The sequence below is a fragment of the Tamlana sp. 2_MG-2023 genome (genome assembly GCF_030548465.1).
Taxonomy (GTDB): domain Bacteria; phylum Bacteroidota; class Bacteroidia; order Flavobacteriales; family Flavobacteriaceae; genus Pseudotamlana.
Window position 1 is genome coordinate 161,475 of sequence record NZ_JAUOSF010000008.1, and the last position, 26,460, is coordinate 187,934.

Annotated in this window: 18 protein-coding genes; 14 read left to right on the top strand and 4 right to left on the bottom strand. The window is 37.0% G+C overall.

Annotated elements, in window-relative coordinates:
- Positions 1-283: 283 nt before the first annotated feature.
- Positions 284-2,446 carry a T9SS type A sorting domain-containing protein gene (locus Q4566_RS13865; RefSeq protein WP_303422314.1) on the bottom strand — a complete coding sequence of 721 codons (2,163 nt, stop codon included), beginning with the start codon at positions 2,444-2,446 and terminating at the stop codon, positions 284-286.
- A 487-nt stretch (positions 2,447-2,933) separates the two neighbouring features.
- On the opposite strand from Q4566_RS13865, the gene Q4566_RS13870 reads away from it, so the two are divergent.
- From Q4566_RS13870 to Q4566_RS13910, 9 genes are all read left to right on the top strand, one after another.
- On the top strand, positions 2,934-3,788 hold the full coding sequence (locus tag Q4566_RS13870; protein ID WP_303422317.1) for a peptidylprolyl isomerase: 855 nt from the start codon (positions 2,934-2,936) through the stop codon (positions 3,786-3,788).
- The gene (locus Q4566_RS13875; protein ID WP_303422319.1) at positions 3,778-5,940 is read left to right on the top strand and encodes a hypothetical protein; all 2,163 of its coding nucleotides are present in this window, start codon (positions 3,778-3,780) and stop codon (positions 5,938-5,940) included. Before Q4566_RS13870 ends, Q4566_RS13875 begins: the two co-directional genes overlap by 11 nt.
- Complete coding sequence (locus Q4566_RS13880) at positions 5,937-6,593, top strand: ABC transporter ATP-binding protein (RefSeq protein ID WP_303422322.1); 657 nt, start codon at positions 5,937-5,939, stop codon at positions 6,591-6,593. Before Q4566_RS13875 ends, Q4566_RS13880 begins: the two co-directional genes overlap by 4 nt.
- Before the next feature lie 97 nt (positions 6,594-6,690).
- The gene (locus Q4566_RS13885; RefSeq protein WP_303422325.1) at positions 6,691-7,119 is read left to right on the top strand and encodes a potassium channel family protein; all 429 of its coding nucleotides are present in this window, start codon (positions 6,691-6,693) and stop codon (positions 7,117-7,119) included.
- 103 nt (positions 7,120-7,222) lie between these two features.
- Positions 7,223-8,401 (top strand): ABC transporter permease, encoded by a 1,179-nt coding sequence (locus tag Q4566_RS13890; RefSeq protein ID WP_303422328.1) that lies wholly within the window; start codon positions 7,223-7,225, stop codon positions 8,399-8,401.
- Between the two features lie 12 nt (positions 8,402-8,413).
- Positions 8,414-9,346, top strand: coding sequence for a metal ABC transporter substrate-binding protein (locus Q4566_RS13895; protein ID WP_303422331.1), 933 nt, complete (start codon positions 8,414-8,416; stop codon positions 9,344-9,346).
- A 56-nt stretch (positions 9,347-9,402) separates the two neighbouring features.
- Complete coding sequence (locus tag Q4566_RS13900) at positions 9,403-11,265, top strand: DUF3604 domain-containing protein (protein WP_303422333.1); 1,863 nt, start codon at positions 9,403-9,405, stop codon at positions 11,263-11,265.
- 52 nt (positions 11,266-11,317) lie between these two features.
- Positions 11,318-12,757: a hypothetical protein gene (locus tag Q4566_RS13905; protein WP_303422336.1), complete on the top strand. Its 1,440-nt coding sequence runs from the start codon at positions 11,318-11,320 to the stop codon at positions 12,755-12,757.
- Between the two features lie 26 nt (positions 12,758-12,783).
- Positions 12,784-14,691, top strand: coding sequence for a DUF3604 domain-containing protein (locus Q4566_RS13910; RefSeq protein WP_303422340.1), 1,908 nt, complete (start codon positions 12,784-12,786; stop codon positions 14,689-14,691).
- A 335-nt stretch (positions 14,692-15,026) separates the two neighbouring features.
- Here the strand turns inward: Q4566_RS13910 and Q4566_RS13915 are convergent, their stop codons facing one another.
- The 3 genes from Q4566_RS13915 to Q4566_RS13925 form a co-directional block, all read right to left on the bottom strand.
- On the bottom strand, positions 15,027-15,890 hold the full coding sequence (locus tag Q4566_RS13915; protein WP_303422343.1) for an AraC family transcriptional regulator: 864 nt from the start codon (positions 15,888-15,890) through the stop codon (positions 15,027-15,029).
- Positions 15,891-16,354: 464 nt separating this feature from the next.
- Positions 16,355-17,638 (bottom strand): glycoside hydrolase, encoded by a 1,284-nt coding sequence (locus Q4566_RS13920; RefSeq protein ID WP_303422346.1) that lies wholly within the window; start codon positions 17,636-17,638, stop codon positions 16,355-16,357.
- Between the two features lie 6 nt (positions 17,639-17,644).
- Positions 17,645-19,663 carry a glycoside hydrolase family 2 TIM barrel-domain containing protein gene (locus Q4566_RS13925; protein ID WP_303422349.1) on the bottom strand — a complete coding sequence of 673 codons (2,019 nt, stop codon included), beginning with the start codon at positions 19,661-19,663 and terminating at the stop codon, positions 17,645-17,647.
- 350 nt (positions 19,664-20,013) lie between these two features.
- On the opposite strand from Q4566_RS13925, the gene Q4566_RS13930 reads away from it, so the two are divergent.
- From Q4566_RS13930 to Q4566_RS13950, 5 genes are read left to right on the top strand one after another with little or no spacing between them, the layout of a single operon-like run.
- Positions 20,014-21,174, top strand: a complete 1,161-nt coding sequence (locus Q4566_RS13930) for a cytochrome P450 (protein WP_303422351.1) — start codon at positions 20,014-20,016, stop codon at positions 21,172-21,174.
- A 30-nt stretch (positions 21,175-21,204) separates the two neighbouring features.
- Positions 21,205-21,513 carry a 2Fe-2S iron-sulfur cluster-binding protein gene (locus Q4566_RS13935; protein WP_303422354.1) on the top strand — a complete coding sequence of 103 codons (309 nt, stop codon included), beginning with the start codon at positions 21,205-21,207 and terminating at the stop codon, positions 21,511-21,513.
- A gap of 1 nt (position 21,514) precedes the next feature.
- Positions 21,515-22,768 (top strand): NAD(P)/FAD-dependent oxidoreductase, encoded by a 1,254-nt coding sequence (locus tag Q4566_RS13940; RefSeq protein WP_303422356.1) that lies wholly within the window; start codon positions 21,515-21,517, stop codon positions 22,766-22,768.
- Positions 22,769-22,787: 19 nt separating this feature from the next.
- Positions 22,788-23,903 carry a Zn-dependent alcohol dehydrogenase gene (locus tag Q4566_RS13945; protein ID WP_303422359.1) on the top strand — a complete coding sequence of 372 codons (1,116 nt, stop codon included), beginning with the start codon at positions 22,788-22,790 and terminating at the stop codon, positions 23,901-23,903.
- Between the two features lie 48 nt (positions 23,904-23,951).
- Positions 23,952-26,459, top strand: a complete 2,508-nt coding sequence (locus Q4566_RS13950) for a glycoside hydrolase family 2 TIM barrel-domain containing protein (protein ID WP_303422362.1) — start codon at positions 23,952-23,954, stop codon at positions 26,457-26,459.
- Position 26,460: the final 1 nt, after the last annotated feature.

Here is a 26,460-nt window from a genome sequence, read left to right on the forward strand (position 1 = left end):
GTACGAGCAGTATTTGATGAGATGCTGAAAGGCCTTCAGCATGACATAATTATAATTAAAAGGGCGGATTTCAATGAGAAATCCGCCCTTATTATTTTCAACATATTTAATTTCCTAAAACAGCTAAAACCACTATCACAAAACTATTCACCTAAATTAACCAATCCCTAAAGAGAACATTTTTTTAAAACAATCGATGGTGGTTTTTGTAAGCATTAAAAAAACAATTTAAACGTACTTTCACCAACCAATTGAAGGAAATCGAAGTTAGAAAAGTTAGTATTTACTGCTTAATTAATTTCTGAGTATTCGAATTTCCTTTAAATTTCAGAAAATAGATCCCTGCTTTTAGATCGGAAAGTTGGATACTATTTTTCCCCACAGTAAAAGCAAACTGCCTTACCATTCTTCCGGAAACATCATATAATATTCCAATTTGGTCTTTTTCTTTAATATTTACATACAAAATATCCTGAACTGGATTTGGATACACCTTAATTATATTGTCTGAAGCTACCTCCTTTTCGTCCGTACTTAAAGCATGACATTGTGCATTTACTAAACCAGAATAGCACTTACCAGAAGGCCCCATGGTAATATCCCAACTTACACCAGGAATCCAGTTATCCCCTACTTCATAAGCACCTACATCTGGTGCAGCCCCTGCATACCCATCGGTATACCCTGGAATTACTTTTCCATAATCCACGGCTTGGCTAGAAGTTTTCAAATGGTAATTATTATTTGTCCAATCTTGATAAGAAGCTTGATCGACTAAATTATTTTGCTTGTCCGATTGTGGTTCCCAAGTTGCTTCGTTTTCTTGTCCACCAGCACTACTTCCTTCTTTATCGGTGATATTATTCCAAACTTTAACATTGGTAAATTGCGTTCCCGCCATATGCCAAGCTCCCATGGTAGCAATATTTTTAGCAAAGGAATTATTAAAAATATTGATGTTTTCGCCATTATGGTTGATTTGCACACTAGTCCATTCGGTGTTCCAAACCACATTGCGATACACATTTACATTGGAAGCATTGTTATCTAGATAAATTCCGGCTGCTTTTTTCAAACTGCCACGAGACTCGGCATCATGAAACCAGTTATGATGAATTTCCATATTTAATCCGGCATTAATGGTATAAAACAAACCACAATCATCGGCAATAATATTACTATGTGACACATCGTTATACGACACTTCCGAGCCTTTTGTGATATTCTGAATAGCATCTCTACCTCCATTTTTAACCGTGTTTTCTCTAATTATTGTATTTCCAGGAATTCCGCGAGAAGAAACAGGGGCATTATAATCTCCTAAATAATTAAAATCGTGCACATAGTTATTGATAATTTGTGTGTTTTCTCCCTGATCGAAAATTCCAGAACCACCACCGTAAGCGATTTCACATTGTTCTACAATATTGTTTTTGGATGCCCATTTTACATACACATTTCTACAGTCTGCAATCACGGTTTGCGCTACACCTCGATTATAATCGCCATGATAACTAGACACTTTATAAATTCGATTTCCTTGACCGCCCAACTCTATTCTTCCGCCAATTACAGCCAAATCATGAAATTCCACATAACTGCGATTACTTAAATCTATCGTTTTCACTCTTTTTCGCATTTGCACTTCCATTGGTTTTGGGCTAGCCCCACCAGGAAGTTGCACATATATAGTTTTAGTACTAGGGTCAAACCACCATTCGTTTTGGTAATCCAATAATCCTTTGGCACCTTCTAAATAAAAATCTCCCCCATCGGCAGGTGGATGCGCCGAAATAATCCACGATTGGGTTTTGTTCACCGTAAAATTTACACGACCATTCGTACCTCCCGTTATATATTCACGCCAAGTAGTCCATCCAGACCCTAAACGATCACCATAAAACATAATATTAGCTCCATCCCAGTTTATATTCGGTATCTGATTATGCAATAAATAAGCATTTTGTAATTCGGAAGAAGACGAACCTCCCTGACTGCGATACGAATTTAAAGTAAAAGGATCGCCGTCCGTGTTATTAGGCCATCTTGCCACGTCTAGCACGGTATAGTTTGCCATTAGCATATTCGCTTGACCTAAATCCCAAGAAACGTTGGTTTTATAAATAGCGCCAGAATCGTTTACCCAATTATCTAGATATTCCAACGCCGAAATGATGACTTCATCAGTCCCATAAGCTTTGAAAACGATTGGGTTTCCCGAATTTCCTGAATTCGAAGGTTGCACGGTTTCTCGGTAAGTTCCCGCTTTGATAAATACAATATCTCCAGCCACTGCCACAGATGCAGCCTTGGAAATAGTTAAATAAGGATTAGCTTCCGTACCCGAAGCACTATCAGATCCTGATTTAGAAACATAAATATTTTTTGCATGTAGTGTTAGACTTCCTAAAAAAAATAGGAAAGTAATTAAGTTGGTAGTTTTCATGTCATTTAAGTGTAGGTTAAATCTAGATTCAAAAATAAGAACTCACATGTTCTTAAATTAAAACATATGATTTTAACCCTAACACAAAAGCACTTTTTGAGCTGATGTAAAGAAGAAGTAAAGTGCCAAACCATCAAATTTTCTGAATTATTTCACACATCATTTTAAAATCCCTAACTTTAAAAGCTAAACCTCATTATCTTGTTGGATCAAAAAGCAAATTAAAATCACTTCATTACATAAACAATTTTAACACCAATTATTTTATTTCAAATAAACTATAAGCTTCATGCTTATAAAGAAAAACTTATTCAAATTTAAACGAGTGGGTTCGATTACAATAATACAGAGGATGCGTTTTTAGTAAAATACAATCCTGGGAAGCAGCTCCAAATTTTGAAAACAAAAACCTCCTCCATAATTTTAACCATCATTTTTAATTTACTAAATTTAATTATCGGTACTAATCTAAATAAAAGCACCATTCTTGAAAAAACCTATTGTTCATATTCTAATATTCGGATCTCTACTAGCCCTTATTTTACTGATTGTTTTCGGTTCTAAACTACCTTCTCAAAGTGATAAACGCATAATTATTGATGACAGTGATTTTGCGCAAATGTTAGCCTCTTGGGAAAAAACATGGCAACGCCCTCCAACTAAAGAAGAATTTAATGGCATTTTAAAATCTTACGTTCAAGATCAAGTAGTGTATCGTGAAGCGCTTAATCAAGATTTAGATAAAAATAACGCTATGGTTAAACGGTCGTTAATTATGCAAATGGACATGCTAGCGGAGAGTCAAGGCAATGCCGAAGGCACTAGCCAAGAAGCACTTGAAGCTTATTACGAATTACGAAAAGACAAGTACTTAAAACCTGCCGAATTCTCCTTTTATCAGATATATTTCAGCACCGATAAACATGGTAACAATACTGAAAAAATAGCTACAAATGCGCTAAACACTATAAAAAACAAACAATTAACAACCGAAAATGTTTCCGAATTTGGGGACCCTATCATGCTTGAGCACGATTATAAAGACTATAATAGTACACAAATCAATAAAGTTTTTGGTGAAGGTTTTAGTAAAACACTTGAAAATTTAGATGCCAATACATGGAGTGGCCCTATAACTTCTACTTATGGTAAACACCTCATTTACTTAAGTAGTAAACAAGCTCCTACAGCCTTACCTCTTGAAGCTGTTAAAGATGAATTGCTTCGTGATTTACAATACGAAGAACGCAACGCCACTAAAGAACAATTTTTCACAGAGCTCATGCAAGAGTATGATGTTATTTATGAAGGTGAAATCAAATCGTTTTTAGATGCACAGTAAAATATTAAAAACGTGGTGGCTTGTTTGTAGCCTAATATGTCTGCTTCATGTTACCCCAATGCACGCCGATATTTCCTTTCCTGCCCGATTAGAAATCACAGAAGAAACCCCTGGTGTTTACAAAGTTTTTTTTGTACTTCCTGTAGTTAACGGTAAAGTACAAAAAGCCCAACCCATTTTTCCCGAGGGTTTTACGCTATTGTCCAAACCAACGATTGATGGCGACAACAGTACTAAACGTATGCAATGGCGGGCAAAATATGACGCTACTGATTTATCTGGATTAAAATTTGGAATAGATGGATTACTAGGCAGTCAAACCGATATTTTCTTTATGTTAAGCCAGCTAAATGGCCGTGTTATCAACACAAAATTAAGTCCGTCACAGGCCTTTTTCATCATTCCTGATTCCCCAACATTTACAATCTTGGCCAGAACTAATATTTATAAAGGACTTCAGTTTATTTTAGCATACCTTCCGTTGTATTTCATAAGTATCTTCCTAATTTTATACATGAAGAAAGCGACGTACAAGCGCTACTTATCTATAGCTATAATTTCAGCCTTCTTTGGTCTGTGGTTAGGTTATAATGAGCTTATTTTAATGCCGACTCACATATTATCAAACCTTGGTTTAGCGATTGCTGCAATATTGGCACTTCGCTATTTTTATAAACCCAACGTTGCCTTAAACAAGGTAAGTTCTACGCTTTCAACAGCTTTAATTGGTTTAGGTTTGGGTGCTTGTTTTGCTCCTCAACTTGACATATTAGGCTTATCAAATCAACAAACTTTTAGTGGTATCATTTTAGGTGGAATAGGATTGGCTTTAGGCGTGCTGCTTGTGTTTTTATTTTCAAAAGAAGCCGTTTATTTGGTTAATCTCATTTCCAAAGGCAAAAAACAATGGACAACTGAAAAATTTTTAAGCTATAGCATCGGAATTTTAGCTTTTGGCCTATTAATTTACGAATGCAGCTTGTATGGGGTAGCGCCATCAATGTTGCCTCAAATCCCCCTAGCTATTATTACGTTCTGTATTATCTCTGGTATCATTCTAAATACTTTAGAAGGCGCTCAAATTAAAAATATTTTATTGCTGATTTTACCGTTATTAGCTGGATTAATATTAGGACTTTGGGGCTGGTCACTACCTTATTTACTAATAATTATTCTGAGCTGTGTCCTATATTTAACCTTGTATTATTATCAACCTACGTTTTTTAATACCATGACAACACGCCTAGTTTTAGTTTTAGGCAGTTTGGCTTCTGGGCTATACCTGGCCAATTATGCTTCAGACCACTTATCTTATGCTACAAGTCAGGCCACAGGCTTTTATGTTATCCTATTGCTCATCTTTATTTTCTCGTGGCGCATGTCAGGCATGAAATCAAATTCAAAAAAAATAGCTTTAAAACCTATTTTTCTAATTGGTTTAGGTTTCCTTGTTTTAGTGCTTTGGGGGCAACACTATATTAATCCGGAATGGCAGCAATTACAAACCAATTTAGCTATGGGAAAACTGTCTATTCCCCTACTCTCCCTTTGTCTCCTTGTTTTCGGGTTTATATTCTGGCCACGTTACAAAAAGGTGCATAAAGCCATGAATATATCACGTAAAAAACCCATTGTTAGCCTATGTTTCTTAGGTATGGCCTTACTCTGTCTGCCGCTTACCGTAAAAGCATCAAATCCATGGTACAACATAGAATCACCAAAAACTGAAGATATAAAGCAAATCATGCAAGCTGTTTTATCGAACACCTATAAAGCTTTTAATATTGAAGATGAAGCTGAGTTGTTCGAGACCCTTTCGGAGTCTTTAGATGAAAATTTAATAGATAATGTATATTTAGATAGCCGTCGCCGATTGAATGTAGGGCTGAAAGAAGGTTCTGAAGTCCATATAGAAACAGTTACCGTTGAAGATATTGGAGAAGCACTACCAAGGGATACTGGCGAACATATTTTTGAATATCCAACGGAATGGATTGTAACAGCTAGAGTAAAACACCTACAACATATTCATTACCGCCAAAACAAATACATTGGCACCGTTGCACTCACTATTGAAGATGACGGTTGGAAAATTTATAACATCACCTTAACTTCGGAAGACCGAACCATAATTGCTGCCAAAAATAAATGATACATTGTAAAGACATAAGCTTTAAATATCCTAAAAGCGATTTCATTTTTCAATTAGCTGATTTAAACTTTGAATCTAGTCAGCAAACCGCTGTTATCGGCCCGAGTGGTTGCGGGAAAACGACTTTTATTCATCTTCTTTCAGGTATTTTATTGCCCGAATCAGGAAGTATTTCTATAGATAATGTCATTATAAATCAGTATAAAAATAACGAACGTCGTGATTTTAGAATTGCCACAATCGGACTCATCTTTCAGGAATTTGAATTGTTAGAGTATTTAAGTGTTTTAGATAATATTTTGTTGCCCTACCGCATCAATTCAATATTACAATTAGACGAAACCGTAAAACAACGTGCTAAAGACTTAGCCGATCGCGTTGGTCTTTCCAATAAACTTAATCGTTACCCCAAACAATTATCACAGGGTGAACGCCAACGTGTGGCCGTTTGTCGTGCTTTAATCACACAGCCTAAAGTCTTATTATGCGATGAACCTACTGCAAATTTAGACCCTGAAAATCGAGATAATATTATTAACATCTTAACGCAGTACTGTAAAGTGCAAAAAACAACTTTGATCGTTGTGACTCACGATCATGATATTTTAAATAAGTTTGAGCAGGTTGTTAACTTAAAATCTTTAATTTCATAAGCTAGCAATTCATTTGTATTGAATTGGTAAAATACCATCAGACAGATATTATTGTTGCTATATGATTTTCACAACACAATGAAAAAAAAATATATTTATGATATTTTCATTATTAATAGGCACCATTATTATAGTAATTTCCGTAATCGTTCAAGCCATGGGTAATGTTTACTGGCTTAAACAAATTAAAAAAAAACAAGAACATTACGCTTCTAAGGTTGCACTAACCTTATTAGTGATTTCTTTTTTGTTCTTCACTTTTTTACATTTTATCCAATCCCTGTTTTGGGCTGTTACCTACATGCTAATTCCAGAAACTAAGGAGGTATTCATCAGTTTTTCTGAAGCCTGGTATTTTTCAATGGTTACTTTCACATCGTTAGGATATGGCGATTATACTTTAACACCTAAATGGCAATTTTTATCTGGGGTAGAAGCCATTAATGGTATTATGTTAATTGGTTGGTCTACAGCCATGATGTTTTCTCTAATACAACAAATATTTAAGAATTTATATTCAAAATAATGGGAGCTAAAATGATGATATTAAAAACCTTAATTATTGCTACTCAAGATTTCAATATTTTAACTAAGTACAAACAGGTTGTTAACTTAAAATCTCTAATTTCATGAGTCAACAATTCTACTTGGCTTGGGCCTATTTAAAATACCATTGGTTAAAAACTTTGGTGCTTATTGTTGCTATTAGCTTGGTGCTTTTTATTCCATTAGGGCTAAACACCTTGTCAAAAAAAGGCTCTAAAAACATGATGGCGCGCGCCGAAAATACGCCGCTTTTAGTTGGAGCAAAAGGCAGCGACACCGAACTTAATTTAAGCGCTTTATATTTTAAAAAATCACACCTAGACCCTATTCCGCATCATATTGTTTCAGAATTAGTAAATACCAAACTTGGTGCTGTTATTCCCTTACATTTAAAATATCAGGTTAAAAACCAACCTATCGTTGGAACCTCTTCAGAGTATTTTAAATTCCGAAAAACCAGTTTTCAATCTGGTCGTCCCATGGCCATGTTGGGAGAATGTGTTTTAGGAAGTGAAGCCGCAAAAATTCTTCAAATTAATTTAGGCGAGTCAGTAATTTCATCGCCAGCAAGTACTTTCGACATTGCAGGAAGTTACCCTTTAAAAATGACCGTTGTTGGTATTCTCAACCCTACTGGAACACCAGATGATAATGCCGTATTTACCGACATAAAAACAACCTGGGTTATTTCAGGATTGGCACACGGCCATGAAAATCTTAACGAAAAAACAGCCGACAGTTTGGTGCTTTCAAAAAGTAAAACAGAAGTCGTTGCAAGCCCAGCCATTTTATCGTACACCGAAATTACTCCAGAGAATATAGACAGTTTTCATTTTCACGGCAACCCTGAAGAATTTCCATTACAAGCACTTATCATAAATCCAACGGACAAAAAAGGCAGTTTAATGCTTCGCGGAAGATTCGAAAATCGAACAGATAACCTACACATCGTTGTCCCAAAAATTACCATGAAAGCACTTTTAGATACCGTTCTGTCAGTAAAAGACTTGATTATGCTTGCTGCGATTAGTATTGGAATCGCGACACTAATCATTCTTACCTTGGTATTTAGCTTATCGCTACAGTTACGAAAAGGCGAAATTAATACCATGAACCGTATTGGAGGTGCTTCAAACGCCATCCAACTTGTGCTCAGTTTAGAAATCATTATAACCATAGGAATCGGCATTTTACTAGCTGCTCTATTAGTCTTGACACTAAACCTATACGGCCCTTATCTCATCGAAAAATTCATTCTTTAAATCTTATATTTTATGAAACATATTCTTTTAAGTTCACTTTTATGCCTAGTCCTTTTTACCAGTTGTAAAAACGATAAAAAACAATCTGAAACTGCGGATATAGAAAGTAATACACCTGAAAAACCTGTTGTTTATGTTACCAATTATCCATTATACTATTTCACAAACCGTATTGCTGGTAAAACCATTGATTTGCATTTCCCGGCATCTCAAAAAACGTTTCCAGATTATTGGAAACCTGTAGCCGATAGCATTGCAGCCATGCAAAATGCCGATCTTATTATTATTAACGGTGCTTCCTACGAAAAATGGCTAATGAATGTATCAATACCTGAAGACAAAATCATCAATACCTCGGAAAGCTTTCAAGATAAATTATTAGCATCAGGACATGTTTTTACACACAGTCATGGTGGTGAAGGCGCACACGAACATCCAGAAATGGCATCCTACACCTGGCAAGATTTAAGCTTAGCAATTAAACAGGCAGAAGCGATAAAAAATGCTTTAATGACGCAATCTGAAAAAGATAAAACAACTTTTGAATCTAATTTTGAAAACTTAAAAGCAGAGTTAGAACAGTTGCACCAAGTATTCCTTTCTACAGTTGCCAGCCAACCCGATTTAGAAATTGCCTTTTCTCATCCTGTATATCAATATTTTGAAGCTGCCTATAAAATTAAAGGTACGAGCTTACATTGGGAACCCTCAGATAACATTGCTGGCGATAAATTACATGAGATTGAGGCGCTTCAAAAGCAAAAAGACATTAAGTCCATAATTTGGGAAAACACGCCTTTAGAAGCATCTCTTTCAAATTTAAAAAACATAGGAATACAAAGTATCGTAATCCCTCCAGGAGGCGGAAAACCAGTTCAAGGTGATTTTATTTCGCAACAAAAAAGCAATTTAGAAGCTTTAAAATCGGTTTACATAACCCCTTGATTGTTAGCAAAATTAAAGCTACCTTTAACAAGCCCTTAACAATTGATTGATCCGTTATGAAGAAAATTACTTTAGTACTAAGTATTTCCTTAGCCCTCTTTTCTTGTAAAGAAGATAAAAAGCATGTTAGGGATTCAGAAACAACAGAAAAAAAAGAAATCGTTTCAGCCTCAGGAGACACTATTCCCTTTTTTAAAAACAAAGAAGCTTTTTTTGGTGAAACCCACGTACACACCTCATATTCTTTAGATGCTTATTTGGGCGGAACACGTTTAAAACCCACTGATGCTTATCGGTTTGCTAAAGGAGAAACCGTTGACGTTAATGGCAACAAAATCACAATTAGTAAACCTCTAGATTTCTGTGCGGTTACAGACCATGCTGAATATATTGGTGAAATGTATGCCAACTACACGGAAGCCTCCGAGGGCCACGACCACCCTAAATTGATAGAACTTCGTAGTTTGACTAGTTTCAAAGAACAAGAGAAGTGGTTTTTTAAATATGTGGTAAATAATAACAGGTCGAGTACACCCCAACGCACTGATTTTTTCCCTGGTGAAGAAGCTGTAAAAAATGGTTGGCAGGTGATGATTGATGCCGTAAACGAACATTACACCCCAGGAACTTTTACAACCATTGCTGGTTTTGAATGGACTGCGGCTCCTAATGGCGGAAACTTACACCGTAATATACTGTTTAGAGATATGAACCTTCCAGATCTACCAGTAGGTACGGTAGATATCAATCGCGAAGAAGCTTTATGGAAATGGATGGCTGGTTTAGAAGAACAAGGTATGCATGTTTTTGCTATTCCTCATAATTCTAATGCGAGTAAGGGTATGATGTTCAACCCGAATGATTCCGATGGCAACCCTATTGATGAGGAGTATGTAAAAACTAGAAATTATTACGAGCCTTTAATTGAAATGATGCAAATTAAAGGTAACTCTGAAGTTCATGCTAAGTTCTGGACCAACGATGAGTTTGCTGATTTTGAAAATGCCAACTCCATGCAAAATTATAGTGGCAGAAAAGCCATGAAAGAAAATTTTGTACGCTACGGTTTAATTAAAGGCTTAGATTATGAAAACAAATTAGGCACCAACCCCTATAAATATGGTATTGTTGGAGGAACAGATAGTCATAACGGAACCCCTTCAAATGTTACTGAGTCTAATTTTGAATATGGAAGTCACGGTGCTGCTGATGGTAGCATAGAAATAAGAAGAACCAGTGAAGTTGGTGGTTGGATTAAGGGCAAAGACCTAAATCCTGGTGCTTTAACAGGAGTTTGGGCTAGTCAAAACACAAGAGAAGACATTTGGGATGCCATGCGCAACAAAGAAACCTTTGCTACAAGTGGAACCCGTTTAAAAGTGAGATTCTTTGGTGGTTTCGATTTAGATGAAACACTAAATGATTATGATGCTTTAGTGGCCGATGGTTATAATTCTGGAATTCCAATGGGGCAAACTTTAAAAAACACCCAAGGAAAAGCACCCGAGTTTTCAGTATTTGCCATGAAAGATCCCGATGGCGCCAATCTTGACCGTATTCAAATCATCAAGGGTTGGATTGAAAACAGCGAGACCAAAGAAGAAATATATAATGTAGCTTGGTCTGATGAAAGAAAACTAGATGCCAATGGAAAACTACCTGAAGTTGGAAACACCGTAGATCTAACTACTGCTACATATACAAATTCTATTGGCAGCACACAGCTTATGGGTTTTTGGAAAGATCCTAGTTTTAATCCAGAAATTAATGCCATTTATTATGTACGAGTTATTGAAATACCAACACCACGTTGGTCTACCTATGACGCCGTGAGGGCCAATTTGCCTTTGTTAGATAATGTGGCTGCAACCGTTCAGGAACGCGGCTGGACATCACCGATTTGGTACACACCGAAGTAATAACACCCGCAAAAGTGTTACTTAAATTTAGTAAACAAAACACCTATATACCATGGAAATTAAAAAGACACTAAGCTGTTTCATCTTATTATCAGCCTATTTTGTTTTCAAAATACAGGCTCAAGACACTAATTATTGGACACAGCAATTCGGCTCAAACTCAGTGCTCATGTCTGGTGCTGTTGTTGGTGGAAGTGATGATAACACGATGCTTTATTACAACCCAGGAGCTCTTGGCTTTTTAGATAATTCTTCAATATCTGTTAACGCCACCGCTTACCGAGCCGAAAATATCACAATTTCTAATGCTCTCGGTCAGGAAGCTAATTTTAAAAGTAGACAACTCGGATCGGTTCCCCTTTTAGCTGGAGGGATGATAAATGTTAAGAATGATAACTGGAAAGTAGGCTACGGATTCATGGCACCAACTAGCTTTAATTTTAAGGGAGTTGCTAGAAAAGATGGCTTTTTTGAAATCATTGATGATGCTGAAAGTTCAGGACTTGAAGAAACTGTAGCAGAGTCTGCGGTTAGTGATAGGCTCAATGAGATTTTAATTGCATTTGGGGCAGCCAGACGATTGAACGAAAATTGGTCGGTCGGACTTACCAACTTGTTTACCATACGTTCACAATCCTTTAGCAGAAGTTTATCTACTTATGTTTTTATGAATGATACCGAACGTACATTAGTAGCCGCAAACCTAAACGAAAATGTTGATTATTACAATGTGCGTTATAGTGCTAAGCTTGGAGTTTCATATCAAAAAGAACGTTGGAAGGCTGGATTAACACTTACAACACCTTCTATAAATATTATGGGAATTGGTAGTGTAGCTGCTAACATTGAGGCAAATAATTTCAAATTAATTGATGATAATCGTATATCTGCAGTCGCAACCGATAGACAAAGTGAACTAAAAACAACTTTTAAATCTCCGTTGTCGATTTCAGCAGGTGTTAATTACCTTGGTTCCAAATCTCACATTGGTATTTCCTGCCAATATTATGGAAGTACAGATCAATATGATATCATGGACATCGCTTCAAACACCTTTGTAAGACCCGCTAATGTAGCTCCCCAATTAGGAGCCGATGATTTTATGCGTGTACGTGCTGCTGCCAAATCAGTCTTTAATGTTGCCATAGGTTATGAATATCTATTAAAAGACAGTCTTTCTCTATTTTTAAGCGCAAGAAACGACATGTCTTATTTTGATAAATCTCTTAATGATAATCGCGGTATAAAAACCACTATAAGCAGTTGGGATATCTACCACATTTCAGCGGGAGTTACCATTAAAAAAAATCAAAGCAACCTAAGTCTTGGCCTTTTATATAGTACTGGAAGTACTGATAACTACGAACAAAAAGGAACTTTAAACAACCCTAGTGAAAATGATTTAATAAAAGGAACCACAACTATTACAGAAGCCTCATATGGTTCTTTAGGTTTACTTCTAGGATATACCTTATATTTCAAAAAGTTTTAATCAAAAAATTCAGAAATACAATTAACATGAAAAAAATTATATACCTAGTCGTTTTACTTATCAGCATTGTTAGTTGTAAGGAAGAAGCTAAAAAAGAAGTTACAGAAGACACTATTCCTCAGGAAACCGAAACTTCAACAGTAAAAAACACGGAATACCCGGAAAACGTCTATTGGGGAGATCAACACGTACACACCAGTTATTCAGGTGATGCCGCGGCTGCAGGAACCGTTGTAGGTCCTGAAGAAGCAGTGCGTTTTGCAAGAGGCGAAACCGTGAATTCCAACACCGGCCAAGACGCTAAATTAGAACGTGCCTTAGATTGGGTTGTGGTTTCCGATCACTCCGACGGTATGGGGACCTTGGTTGAAATAAAAGCAGGGAATCCAGAAATGCTAGCCGACCCTGTTGTTAAAGGTTGGTATGATGGTATTATGGAAGGTGGTGACGCCGGGTATCAAGCAACACGAGGTATTATTAGTGCTCAAGCTTCAAAATCGCTACCTAAAATAATGATGGATCCAAAATGGGCAAGATCCGCCTGGGATACGAATGTAGACATTATGGAAAAATATAACGAACCTGGAACATTCACAGCTTTTATTGGTTATGAATGGACGTCTAACGGAGAAGTTGGACAAAATTTACACCGTAATGTCGTTTTTCGTGAAGGTGCAGATAAAACTCGTGAATTTTTACCCTTAACCACATTCTCATCTGCCGCTGAAGGTCGATCGGGAACCGACCCCGAAAGTTTATGGGCTTGGTTGGACAATTGGGAATCTAAAACAGGAGGGCATGCATTGGCAATTCCGCATAACGGAAATATGTCTAACGGATGGATGTTCCGTTTAGAGCGTTACGATGGTTCACCGCTTACCAAAGCATGGGCAGAAGCGCGTGCCCGTTGGGAAGTTTTATATGAAATTTACCAGTACAAGGGAGCTAGTGAAACACATCCATCGCTATCACCTAATGATGAGTTTGCCAATTTTGAAATTTGGGATACCTCTGATTTAGCTGGAAATATAAAACCAGAGGACGCCATAAAATATGAATACATTCGTCAAGCTTTACAAAATGGTTTAGCGCTTGAAAAGAAATTTGGGGTAAACCCTTTTAAATATGGAATTGTTAGTGGAACAGACACGCACACCGGTTTATCATCTGGTGCTGAAGAAGACAATTATTGGGGGAAATTCCCTGTAGATGAACCTTCAGCCGAACGTTGGGGTAAGATTTATAAAAAAGAAAAAGGCTATGTTAGAAAAGCATGGACTTTAGGTGCTAATGGTATAACCGGAGTTTGGGCAACATCAAATACACGTGAAGCTATTTGGGATGCCATGAAACGTCGTGAAACTTATGCTTCTTCTGGCCCAAGAATAGCTGTTCGTTTATTTGCAGGATATGATTTTAATACTAGTGATGCTTCTGGTAATATTGCTGAATCAGGTTACGCTAAAGGTGTTCCAATGGGAAGTGATTTAAAAACTTCTTCTGAAGGGAAATCCCCAAAATTCTTATTTGCTGCAACCAAAGATCCTCAAGGTGCGAATTTAGACCGTATTCAAATCGTTAAAGGCTGGTTAGATACTGATGGTAAAACTCATGAAAAAATATATGACGTCAAATGGTCTGGAGACCGCACAATAGATGCTAAAGGCAAATTACCTGCTGTAGGTAATACGGTAGATATGAAAACAGCTAAATACACCAACGATATTGGAGCTTCTGATTTTGTTGGAGTTTTTGAAGATCCTGATTTTGATCCTCAATTAAGTGCTTTTTATTACGCCCGTGTTATTGAAATACCAACACCACGATGGACGCTTTATGATGCGGTTAATTATAATTTAAAAATGGATAAAGATGTCACTATGATTATTCAGGAACGAGCGGTATCTTCTCCTATTTGGTATAACCCAAAATAGCCCAGTCTAAATTGGAAATGGAAGCGTTAAGGTCATTCTAAAAATTGAAACCATAGCTAACCTTGAAATCAATCAACAATGTACAGCCATCTATCAAAAACATGATATGAAAATTTTATCTTACAATTCCTTTTTTTATTCCCATGAAGGATAACTTTATTGAAATTATATTAATTTGCTTATACATCAAAATTATTTCAAAGCTTTAAGGCATTTTGAAAAATGGAGTAATATAAATAAAGAATTGAAATTTCTAACACAACAAAGTTCTCTGCTTCTTTTTTTATAAAAATTAAAAATCATGCATTACTATTCATCGTGTGATTGAACCAAATTCAATTTGAAATATGATTTAGATACTTTTTTTTGAATTGTAATGGAGAACAGTTCATAAATTTTTGAAATTGCTTGTAGAAAAACGGCAAACTTTCATAACCACAGCTGTAAGCAATTTCGCGAACTTGCTTGTTGGTATCTATTAAATCCTTACTAACTCGATGAATGCGGTACTCGTTTACCAAAGTAAAAAACGATTTATTCATATGTTTTTTTACAAATCGACAAAAACCTTCTTCGCCCATATTTAATACACTACATGCTTCTTTAAGAGTGATTTTATTGCGATAATTAGCTGTTACATAATTATAAACGGCATCTACTCGCTTGTAATTCCGGATATTTAAGTTAGGAGAAAATCCATCGGTAATTAAATACTTCTTGTTTTTAAATGCACTTAAATCTTCTAATAACTTTAGAAAAGCCACTAATTTATGAAAGGCATCTAAAGATTCCATCACTTCCAAGCGCTTCTGGAATTGTTCCTTTTCATTATCCTCTAAAGGAAAATGAATACCTTTACTTGCCGTATCTAAAAGGGTTTTGATGTTTTTAAAAGCTGCTCTTTCCAGCCAATCTGTGCCTAACAAATCAGCTTGCCATTGAAAAACAATGGATTTCACACCTGTATCGGTATCGTTTTTCCAACAATGCGGCACATTTGCACCCAACAACACCAAATCGCCGGGCTGAAATTCTTGAAACGTATTCCCTACGTAACGCACGCCTTCCCCTTTTACAATAAAGGTTAATTCCAATTCTGGATGAAAGTGCCACGGCGTTTTAAAACTCGTGTCCTCATAAATGGAATGATGCAAGGCAGCATCTTCCCGCTTTTCTATTTTTTCAAAAGTAGCTTTCATAATTACAGCTAATACCTATTTAATTATGTGACGTCGTATTTTTTATTTGTATTATTTTTTGTTCCAATGAAATAGGAGCCAAAAAGAAACAAATTATATACGACACTATATAGTAAAAATGGTTTAAAATATGTTTTATTGCTGAAAAACAAGATATTCGATTAGTAAAAAAGTCAAAATACATAATTATTTTTAATACAAGTCAAATGGCTATCTTTTCGTTTTCCATTTACAAATCATATAGGCATTCAAAAACAAGTAAAAGCAGAAACAAAAACACTGGTGTATTCTATTTTCACTAAACATTAAGCTTTTATTTCGATAGGTGAACTTCCCTTAATAGTGTTGACCATTTTTTATAATTAACTTTTAATTGAAAAATGTTCTCGACTGCGCTGCGAACACCTTATTAATTCAGGGTCTTCGAGCGGAATAGAGAAGAACAACATAAAATTGTACAGGTACTACTTATTATTCTTTATTCTTTCTTTTATCCTTGTTTTTTGATCCTCACTCAACCCACGACTGAAGTACAAATCGTTTGGGTACAACAAATTAGATTGCTTTAAACTTGGATCATCAACAGAAAGACTTAAATCACAATCAAAGCGCCCTAAGATAGAATACATGTTTCCCCAATCATTTCCAGCATTGATAAAGTGTGACAAACCCCAAGTAATTCCATCTGCATTTTTAGAATCGGTAAACGAATCTGGACAATAAACCCCAGCGGCTGTTGGGAACAACTGAGAAACTGAAGCTATCTCAAAATTCACCCAATCTTTAGCATACTGAATTGTATAATGTTCTATTCCATCGGTACCAATCAAAGCAGCCACTCCTTCTCTAAATGGAAAAATCATGGTTTCATGACCTGAATTGGTTACTGGACTTAAAGGGTGTTTTACAAAGGGTCCTTCTGGATTATCCGCAACTACCAATCCCCATACATCCCAAAACTTTCTATTGGCATCTCTTACATCTAAACCTGATTTATAATACAAATACACTTTTCCATCATGCACCAATGGATTTGGATCATGGATCACTCGCCAATCCCAGGCATCACTTTCACCAAAAGGAACGACTACTTTATCTATTGGTTCCCAAGGTCCGTCTGGTGAACTTGCCTTAGACATCGCTACTGGGCAAATATCATAAGCATCTTTTTCTGGGTTGTATTTACCACTAGGCGCATCAAAAGCTTGATAGTATAAATAATACGAGTCTTTCCATTTTAAAATATCTGCGGTTGCCACAGAACGATGTCCGCGCATTGGTTTTTTTGGTCTGGGCACAGCTACTCCTTGTTCCTCCCAAGTAAATCCATCTTCACTAGTCGCATACCAAATTTCTGCTAAATCCCAATCTGTAGATGGAATGGTATCATTGGCCTTTTCAAAACCTCGAGGTGCAACCGGTGTATTTCTGTAAGTATACCACACATAATACTTCCCGTTTTCAAAAATAATTTTAGATGGATCACGACGAGAGATTGTTCCATCTCCTCCATGATAATCCAATCCTTCCAGCTGTGTATATCTAAAATTAGAATACAACTCATTATCCAACAAACGAGGCGCTTCATAGTTATTAAAAGCACGTTTCATAGCCGCACTCATTGGTCTGTTCTCTTCCAGATTTTCCAATTTCAACGGAAAAGCAGTTGTTGGTAATTCTTCTTTTGGTTCTTGCTTAGTACAAGCCAAAACACTTAATAATATTGCAAATAAAATCCCTTGTTTCATGTTTTCTTATTTTAAATTCCAAACCACTTCATCAACTAACTTTTTACCAGTTGATATTTTAATGGTGTTTTTCCCTGGATTCAGTTTGATGTTTTCGAAAGTCAACACGCCAATATCAGAAGTCAGTTTTTGTGTTGCTAACATTTCACCATTAACAAACAGCGTTACTTTTGATTGATTGGTATATACTTTTACTTGAACGGTTTCTTCTGTTCTTTCTGTATCTCTTCTTTCTGCGATGTATAAAACAGCTTCTTCAGACCAATTGGCTTTATAGAAATAGAAAGCATCTTTTTTAGTTTCTCTGTCAAAAGTCACCAAACCTTTATGGTTTAGATTTCTAATGCCTCCTCTGTTCCATCCTGCAACAGAAAAATCAAACATATTCCAAATGTATGAACTGAACACAAACGGACGGTCTTGAATGATTTTCCAAGATATTTCATGATAGGTATTCTGCTCTTGCTCTGGGAAAAAGTTCCCTATCGGTTTTTCTAATTTGGAAATATCGTGCTGAAAAATATTTCCTCCAACACCATACTCACTAATGCCCACCGGGCGATTCGGGAATTTTTGATGGTATTGATCCAACCAGCTTCCCATGTCTTTATATTCGCCATAATACCAACCGTAGTATTTATTCCACGCCTGTAAATCAGAAAGGTTCCCCATATTCGATTCGTCTCCGCGATCACTAGCTGAAACTGTTTTTCTTGTTAGGTCTAACTCATGTGCCAAAGCATTCAAGTCTTTGGTTAATAGTACACAAGGCTCGTCTGGACTTTCATACGCACGTACTTCATTCCACAAACCCCAGCACACAGTTGATGGATGATTATAGTTTTGTAAGATTAATTCTGTCAATTGTTGTTTTGCATTTTTTTGTTCACGCCCACTATAATCGTGTACAAAAGGGATTTCTGCCCAAACCAACAATCCGGTTTGGTCGGCTAAATCATAAGCGTAATCTGAATGTTGATAGTGAGACATTCTTAAAGCTGTCGCTCCAATCTCATCTATCAATTCAAAATCTTTCTCATGCTGTTCTTTCGTCAATACAGGTCCAGATTGCTCCCATTCTTGGTGCATCGCCACCCCATAAGAACGATAAGGTTTACCATTTAAAACAAACCCTGTATCTGGATTAACATCAAAAGTTCTTATCCCGAAAGTTTGAACTACTTTATCTGTTCCCATATCAGATTTTAGCGTTACTTCTAAGTTATATAAATGAGCTTTATTTTTTCCATTCCATAATATAGGCTTAGCAATTTCTAACACTTCTTCGATTTCATTTGTAGGACGAACTTCTGCATTCTGAGTTAATACGACTTTCCCCGTAGCATCTTTTACAACATAGTTTAACGATAATGGCTCTTCATTTGACTCTTCAAAATTCACCATTGTCTTTACATGAATTTTTGCTGATTTATCTAATTCTTGAAGCGTTACAAAAACACCTGATGTTGCGTGATGTGTTGGACTGATGTTAATTTTAGGTGCTGTAAACACACTTACATTTCTATAAACTCCTCCGTAGTGATTAAACAGTACGTCATTCACAGGAATACGCTTATAATTAGGAGCGTTAGACACTTTTACAGCTAATAGGTTTTTTCCCGTTTTGGTAAGGGCATCCGTAACATCAAAACAAAAAGCAGAATACCCCCCAATATGTTCATCAACATATTTTCCGTTTACATAGACCTTTGCTTCTTGCCCAACGCCTTCAAATCGAATATAAACTCGTTCGTTATCATTAGATTCAACTTTGAAGTTTGAGCGATACCATGCTTCTCCTTTATAGTAACCTACTTCTTCAATGGCATCCATAGAATACGTATGCGGCACGGTTACTTTTTCCCAATCAGCATTATCAAACACTAAGGCCTGTGCGTTGTAAATCACTCCTTTTTTGAAAGTCCAATCTGTAACTTTAAATTGATTTCTTTCACTTAAAAAAGACACCTGTGCCGATAGGCTGAATCCACAAATCAGCATGATTAATTGCAATGTATTTTTCATTTTATTGATTTAAATTTCTTTTTAAAGCATATTATATTCCTCTAATTTCTGTCAAAATTTAACTTAGGCACCCTATACCCTCAAATATATTTTTTCAAGCTCTAAGTACCTACCATAAATGTTGAATTGACTAACACAAAAGAAAAGCTACACAGAGTTTAGTCATTATTAGATTGCACATTAACTGAACAAACCCTCCGAAAATATGTTTTATTGTCAACAAACACACTATCAGTAGTAAGCAAAGTCAAAATAGATTACTTTTTTGCTAAATACGGTTACTTAAGCATCAATTATAATATCCAATTTTGCCCATACCAACAAACACTTTTATTTGAAATTGATAGACCATGGAAAAAAGCAAATTCGAAGATCCGTTTAAAGAAGCGCGTCAAGACAAAGGTTTTGGTGAAATGAACGACCAAAACGACCCTGTAAAAATGATACTCGGGCATAAAGATGTTCGTAAATGTGCGCACAACTGGAAAACCTTTCAATCGGGAGGCGAAGAAGTTGGGAGAATCGTAGTACCTTCTGAAGTACATATTCGAGATACACGTCAAATTCCTTTTGAAGTCGATCCACCGCAACATAAAAGTTACCGCGATTTAATCGACCCTTGGTTTAAACGTCCCTTAGAAGCCGATTATCAAACCAAACTAACCGAAATCATTGAAAAGGTAGTAGAAGACGCTTTAGCAGAAGATAACGTTGAAGTTGTAGAGGAATTTGCCTTAAAACTACAATCTAGAGCTTTAACTTTACTATTAAATATTCCGTTTGAAGCTTCCGAATTATGGATTTCCTGGGGAACCCATGTTTTCCGTAGTGAAGACACCGCATTGGATAGCGACAAAGCCAATATTTTATACGATTATATAGACGCCCAAATTGACAAAACCATAGCCAATCCGGACGACAGTTTATACGCTTTATTATTAAATGCTGAAATTGACGGTAGAAAACTGAGTAAAGAAGAAGTAAAAGGTGTGGTGATTTTAACGTTTGCTGGTGGACGTGATACCGTTATTAATGCGGTGACCAATTCGATTGCTTATTTTGCTGAGCATCCAAAATCTTTAGAACGTTTACGCGAACAACCTGAAATACTAAATACCGCGATTGAAGAATTAATACGTTACTTTTCGCCATTAACCCAAATGGGACGAGTAGTTACCGAAGACACTCAAGTTTGTGAGCATGCTATAAAAGCACAAAGCAGAATTTCTATGTGCTGGGCTTCAGCCAATAGAGACGAACGCGTTTTTGAAAATGCCAACGAAGTAGTTTTAGACCGAAAAGTTAACCCACATGTCGCTTTCGGATTTGGTACGCACAATTGTTTAGGCGCAACCCATGCACGCCAGATTATGAAAATTCTACTAACCACCCTGAGTAAAAAAGTTGCTTCAATGGAAATTATAGAAGCGAAAGAAAACATAGAAGGTTTAGACCAATTTAAACGCAAAGTAGGCTTTGACAGCTTACAGGTACAATTCAACACATTGTAAGTCTCAACCCAATATTTTAAATTAAATTCAATGAAAACAATAACCTTTATAACAAGTGATAACGAAAAAATAATAACTGAAGCGAATTCTGGCAGTGTCATGGAATTGGCCGTAAAAAACAAAGTCAAAGGCATCGATGGCGACTGCGGAGGCGTTTGCTCTTGCGCGACTTGCCATGTACATGTAGAACCATCCTTTTGGAATGCGGTAGGCGCACCTGATGAACTGGAAAACGATATGCTAGAGTTTGATGATAATGTCAGTGATTTTAGCCGTTTATCATGCCAATTACAAGTAAGCGAAGTCCCAGATGGCTTAATTTTAAAAGTAGCCAAATAAAATGACTGCAAGAAGCAACAAAAAAACCTGTGTAATTATTGGTGCCAGTCATGCTGGAATTAACTGTGCTTTTGCCTTACGGAAATATGGCTGGGAGGGTGACATTATTTTATTCGATGGCGATCCGGAATTTCCGTACCACCGGCCGCCCCTATCAAAAGCCTATTTAACTAGCGATCCCAATACGCCGCAAAGTTTATTATTTCCGAAGGAAAATTACACCGATGATCAAATCACTTTAAAATTAGGAATCCGCGTAAGCAGCATCAATCGAGAAGAACAAAACCTAACTTTGGAAGATGGCAGCACACAAGCTTACGACAAACTGGTGATTGCAACAGGAGCACGCCCCTTTATTCCTCCAATTAAAGGCATCGAAACAGCAAAAAACTGTTTCGCTATGCGTACTGCTTTGGATGCGGTAAATATTCGAAAAGCCTTTAATCAATCTACAAAAAAACGTGTAGTGGTTATTGGTGGTGGCTATATAGGATTAGAAACTGCAGCATCTTTAAAAAAGTTAGGTGCACAAGTAACGGTTATCGAAAGAGAAAATCGTGTTTTAGCCCGTGTAACCACTCCTGAAATGTCTGCTTTTTTCACCAAATTGCATCAAAATAATGGCGTAGAAATTCTAACTTCAAAAACTGTAGTTGCTGTAGAAAACAAAGGCGATTACAACCTAGTAACCTGTGATGACTATACGACTTTAGAAGCAGATATCCTCGTGATTGGCGTTGGCATTATAGTCAACACTGAGTTGGCTCAGGAAGCTGGCATAACCATAGAAAATGGCATACAAGTCGATGCCACCACACGAACCAACGACCCGAATATTTATGCGATTGGCGATTGTACTTTTCACTACAATCCGCATTACAAAACACACGTTCGTTTAGAATCGGTGCAAAATGCCGTCGATCAAGCCAAAACAGCAGCTCAAGCCATTTGTGGCGATATCAGTATTATATATGACAGCATTCCTTGGTTTTGGTCCGATCAATTCGATGTCAAACTACAAATGGTAGGACTTAACACAGGGTTTACAGATATAATTATCCGCCAAGAAGCTACCGAAAACAGCTTTTCCGCTTGGTATTTTAAAGACGACACCTTACTAGCTGTAGATGCTGTGAATTATGCGAAAGCCTATATGTTAGGGACTCGCTTTATAAAATCGGGACAAGCGCTTGATAAAGCTAAAATTGCCGATGCTAGCATTCCGTTTAAACCAAACAATTTTCTAAAAAACTAATTCAAACGAAACAAACCTTATGTCCATACTTTCAAAAAGTGCCATTGCTACGGGCGATGGTAAATTCATTATAGATACCGTAAAAGTTGCCGAACCACAAGCCGACGAAATTGTAGTAAAAATCAAAGCTGCAGGTTTATGCCATACCGATCACGATTCTTTAACCTGGGGAAAACCCATTGTTTTAGGTCATGAAGGTGCCGGAATTGTAGAACAAGTGGGAAGTACTGTTAGCGATTTCAAACCTGGCGACCGAGTGATTTTAAACTGGGCAACGCCTTGTATGAAGTGTTTTCAATGCCAGGAAGGGAATCAGCATATTTGCGAAAACAATTCTCCGGTAACAGCTGGCGGAAACGGTTACACACCCGGTCACGCGCATTTAGAAGGCACACTTTGGAACGATGCGCCTATTGAACGTTCTTTCAACATCGGCACGATTGCAGAATACGCTTTGGTAAAAGCTTCCGCTTGTGTGAAAATGGACAGCGACATGCCTTTTCCTTCGGCGAGTATTATTAGTTGTGGGGTGATGACGGGTTATGGTTCTGTGGTAAATTCAGCTAAATTACAAGCAGGGAGTTCGGCGGTAATTTTAGGTACCGGAGGTGTTGGATTGAATGTCATTCAAGGCGCAAAAATATCGGGAGCAGCTAAAATAATTGCTATCGACATCAACCAAGAACGCTTAGAAATGGCAAAACAATTTGGTGCAACCGATACCATTTTAGCCGATAAAAACGATGTAGGTCTTCAACAAGCTGCCGAAACCGTCAAATCCTTAACCAACGGACGAGGAGCCGATTATGCTTTTGAGTGTACCGCCGTTCCAGCACTTGGTGCCGCTCCCCTAGCCATGATACGAAATGCAGGAACCGCTGTGCAAGTAAGTGGTATTGAAGAAGAAATTACCATAGACATGAATTTGTTTGAATGGGATAAAATATACATCAATCCGCTTTACGGAAAATGTCGTCCGCAAATCGATTTTCCTAAATTGGTTTCTCTTTACGACAAAGGCGACTTGATGCTGGACGAAATGATTACGAGAACTTATCCTTTAGAAAATTTACAACAAGCCTTCGATGATATGCTTGCTGGAAAAAATGCTAAAGGTGTTATTGTTTTTGATTAAACAATACTTATAAATCCATTAAATATACAAACAACTAAACCCATTGGTATGAGAACCACCTTAAGCCTAATTTGCTTTGTTATAACACTAGTCGTTACAAAAATACAAGCACAATCCCGCACTGTTGAATTACTAACAAATTGGAAATTTTCAAAATACGATGCAGGAGCTGCTTTTCAGGAAGATTTTGATGATTCCGACTGGCATGAAGTGAGCATCCCGCACGATTGGGCGGTAGAAGGTGATTTTGACTTTGCTAACGACGTGCAACTCACTATGGTGGTACAAGATGGCGAAACCAAACCCAATTACCGAACAGGACGAAGTGGTGCTTTGCCTTACGTTGGCGTAGGTTGGTACCGCACGAATTACCAAGTTTCACCATCAGATTTATCCCAAAAAGTACAACTACTATTCGATGGTGCTATGAGCAGTTCCAAAGTTTATATTAATGGGGAATATGTTGGCGAGCGTCCGTTTGGTTATATTTCCTTTTATTTTGATATCAGCAAATTCTTAAAAGCTGGAAAAAATACGATTGCGGTACGTTTAGAAAATTACAATACGCAATCCCGTTGGTATCCTGGCGCAGGATTGTACCGAAAAGTATCTGTTATAAAAACCCAAAAAACCCACGTAAAAACCTGGGGAACTTTTGTAACCACACCAAAAATAAGCAAAAAAAATGCTAGCGTTCAGGTGAAGCTAGAACTCCTTGGCGAAGGCCATTTTACGATTAAAAACGATATTATAGATCCAAATGGAAAACTAGTTGCCACCAAAACGACGAATACTAATATTTCTTCTGAAAAAACACTTAGTGAAACCTTTGAAGTTTCTAAACCCCAATTATGGGACCTAGAATCTCCAAATTTATACACTTTAAAAACCTCCATTTTAGAAGGCGATAACATCATCGATACTTATGAAACGCGTTTCGGAATTCGCTCCATACGATTTGAAGTAGATGGTTTTTATTTAAATGATAAGCAAATTCGTTTTCAAGGCGTAAACATGCACCACGATTTAGGACCTTCGGGAGCCGCTTTTCATAGGGAATTATTTGTAAGACAGATGAAAAAAATGAAAGCCATGGGTGTAAATGCTATCCGGTTTTCTCACAATCCGCCAGCCCCAGAAGCTTTGGATGTATGCGACGAAATGGGGCTTTTAGCCATAGATGAAGCGTTCGACGAATGGCAAATAGGAAAGGTTACTAATGGTTATTCTAAAGATTTTGATACATGGTCTAAAACCGATCTTACCGATATGATTTTAAGGGATCGCAACCACCCGAGTATTATTATGTGGAGTATTGGAAACGAAATACTAGAACAATACCAACGTGACCCAAATAAGATCACGAAATACTTAAACGATATTGTAAAAACTTTAGACACCACACGTGCGACAACGGCTGGTTTTAATTCAGCAAATAATGCTTTGGTAAGCGGTATGGCTTCTACTGTAGATGTTGCTGGTTTTAACTACAAACCCGGTGTTTATGCTGCTATTCGTAAAAAATATCCGAATTTAAAATTCTACGCAAGCGAAACTGGTGGTACCGTAAGTGTGAGGAACAGCTACAAATTCCCTGTGGTTTACGATACTTTGCATAACAAACGAGGTGCGTCGTTAAACACCTTTGTTTTTCCAGACGGGCTTCCTGGAAATTACGAATCCACTCAGGTACCTTGGGGCTATCCTCCTGTTAAAGAGTTTGCTTCTCAAGAAAAAAACACGTCGGTTTATGGTGAATTTGTTTGGACAGGCTACGATTATTTAGGCGAACCCTCCCCGTACCACCATGCCAAATCTAGAAGTTCCTATTTTGCTCCTGTAGATTTTGTTGGTCTGGAAAAAGATAAATACTACCTATATCAAACCCAATGGCGTAAAGACAAAGACGTATTGCATTTCTTTCCGCATTGGACTTGGCCAGAATTGGAGGTAAAATCATTCCCTGTAGTATGTTACACTTCCTATGATAAAGCTGAATTATTTGTAAACGGAAAAAGTTATGGCATACAAACTAAAAAACCATTAGAATCTTTAAATTTTGAAAACTCCGATATTAAAGTAGAAGCCTCTGGAGGTGGCAACTGGGATTTAACCAAAGCGTATGCTATAGTTTGGGACAATGTGGTTTACGAACCGGGCGAAGTAAAAGTCGTTGCCTATAACACAAAAGGTAAAAAGGCAGCCGAAATGACACGGGTAACCGCAGGCAAACCGCACCATATTAAAATAGAACCTGAAATTGAAAGTATTAATTCTGGTGAAGTTGGCGTTTATGTGGTTTCTATGTTGGATAAAAATGGTAATTTATGTCCGCATTTCAACGAAAACATGAACATAGAAGTTACCGGAGCTGCAAAGTTCTACGCTTCCGGAAATGGCGATCCTACCAACATGCAAAACCTCAGCAAACCACAACGAAAATTCTTTAACGGGCAAGCGGTGATTTATGTAAAATCGACTAACACAGGAAACGTTAGTATCAAAACAACTTCTGGAGATTTTTCTGCAATCCATAATTCTCTTATCGTAAAATAAC

What these genes read in the sequence shown, in the direction of transcription:
- Q4566_RS13865 (WP_303422314.1), bottom strand. Translation starts at nt 2,446, where the DNA reads ATGAAAACTACCAACTTAATTACTTTCCTATTTTTTTTAGGAAGTCTA.
- Q4566_RS13875 (WP_303422319.1), top strand. Translation starts at nt 3,778, where the DNA reads ATGCACAGTAAAATATTAAAAACGTGGTGGCTTGTTTGTAGCCTAATA.
- Q4566_RS13880 (WP_303422322.1), top strand. Translation starts at nt 5,937, where the DNA reads ATGATACATTGTAAAGACATAAGCTTTAAATATCCTAAAAGCGATTTC.
- Q4566_RS13885 (WP_303422325.1), top strand. Translation starts at nt 6,691, where the DNA reads ATGATATTTTCATTATTAATAGGCACCATTATTATAGTAATTTCCGTA.
- Q4566_RS13890 (WP_303422328.1), top strand. Translation starts at nt 7,223, where the DNA reads ATGAGTCAACAATTCTACTTGGCTTGGGCCTATTTAAAATACCATTGG.
- Q4566_RS13895 (WP_303422331.1), top strand. Translation starts at nt 8,414, where the DNA reads ATGAAACATATTCTTTTAAGTTCACTTTTATGCCTAGTCCTTTTTACC.
- Q4566_RS13900 (WP_303422333.1), top strand. Translation starts at nt 9,403, where the DNA reads ATGAAGAAAATTACTTTAGTACTAAGTATTTCCTTAGCCCTCTTTTCT.
- Q4566_RS13905 (WP_303422336.1), top strand. Translation starts at nt 11,318, where the DNA reads ATGGAAATTAAAAAGACACTAAGCTGTTTCATCTTATTATCAGCCTAT.
- Q4566_RS13910 (WP_303422340.1), top strand. Translation starts at nt 12,784, where the DNA reads ATGAAAAAAATTATATACCTAGTCGTTTTACTTATCAGCATTGTTAGT.
- Q4566_RS13915 (WP_303422343.1), bottom strand. Translation starts at nt 15,890, where the DNA reads ATGAAAGCTACTTTTGAAAAAATAGAAAAGCGGGAAGATGCTGCCTTG.
- Q4566_RS13920 (WP_303422346.1), bottom strand. Translation starts at nt 17,638, where the DNA reads ATGAAACAAGGGATTTTATTTGCAATATTATTAAGTGTTTTGGCTTGT.
- Q4566_RS13925 (WP_303422349.1), bottom strand. Translation starts at nt 19,663, where the DNA reads ATGAAAAATACATTGCAATTAATCATGCTGATTTGTGGATTCAGCCTA.
- Q4566_RS13930 (WP_303422351.1), top strand. Translation starts at nt 20,014, where the DNA reads ATGGAAAAAAGCAAATTCGAAGATCCGTTTAAAGAAGCGCGTCAAGAC.
- Q4566_RS13935 (WP_303422354.1), top strand. Translation starts at nt 21,205, where the DNA reads ATGAAAACAATAACCTTTATAACAAGTGATAACGAAAAAATAATAACT.
- Q4566_RS13940 (WP_303422356.1), top strand. Translation starts at nt 21,515, where the DNA reads ATGACTGCAAGAAGCAACAAAAAAACCTGTGTAATTATTGGTGCCAGT.
- Q4566_RS13945 (WP_303422359.1), top strand. Translation starts at nt 22,788, where the DNA reads ATGTCCATACTTTCAAAAAGTGCCATTGCTACGGGCGATGGTAAATTC.
- Q4566_RS13950 (WP_303422362.1), top strand. Translation starts at nt 23,952, where the DNA reads ATGAGAACCACCTTAAGCCTAATTTGCTTTGTTATAACACTAGTCGTT.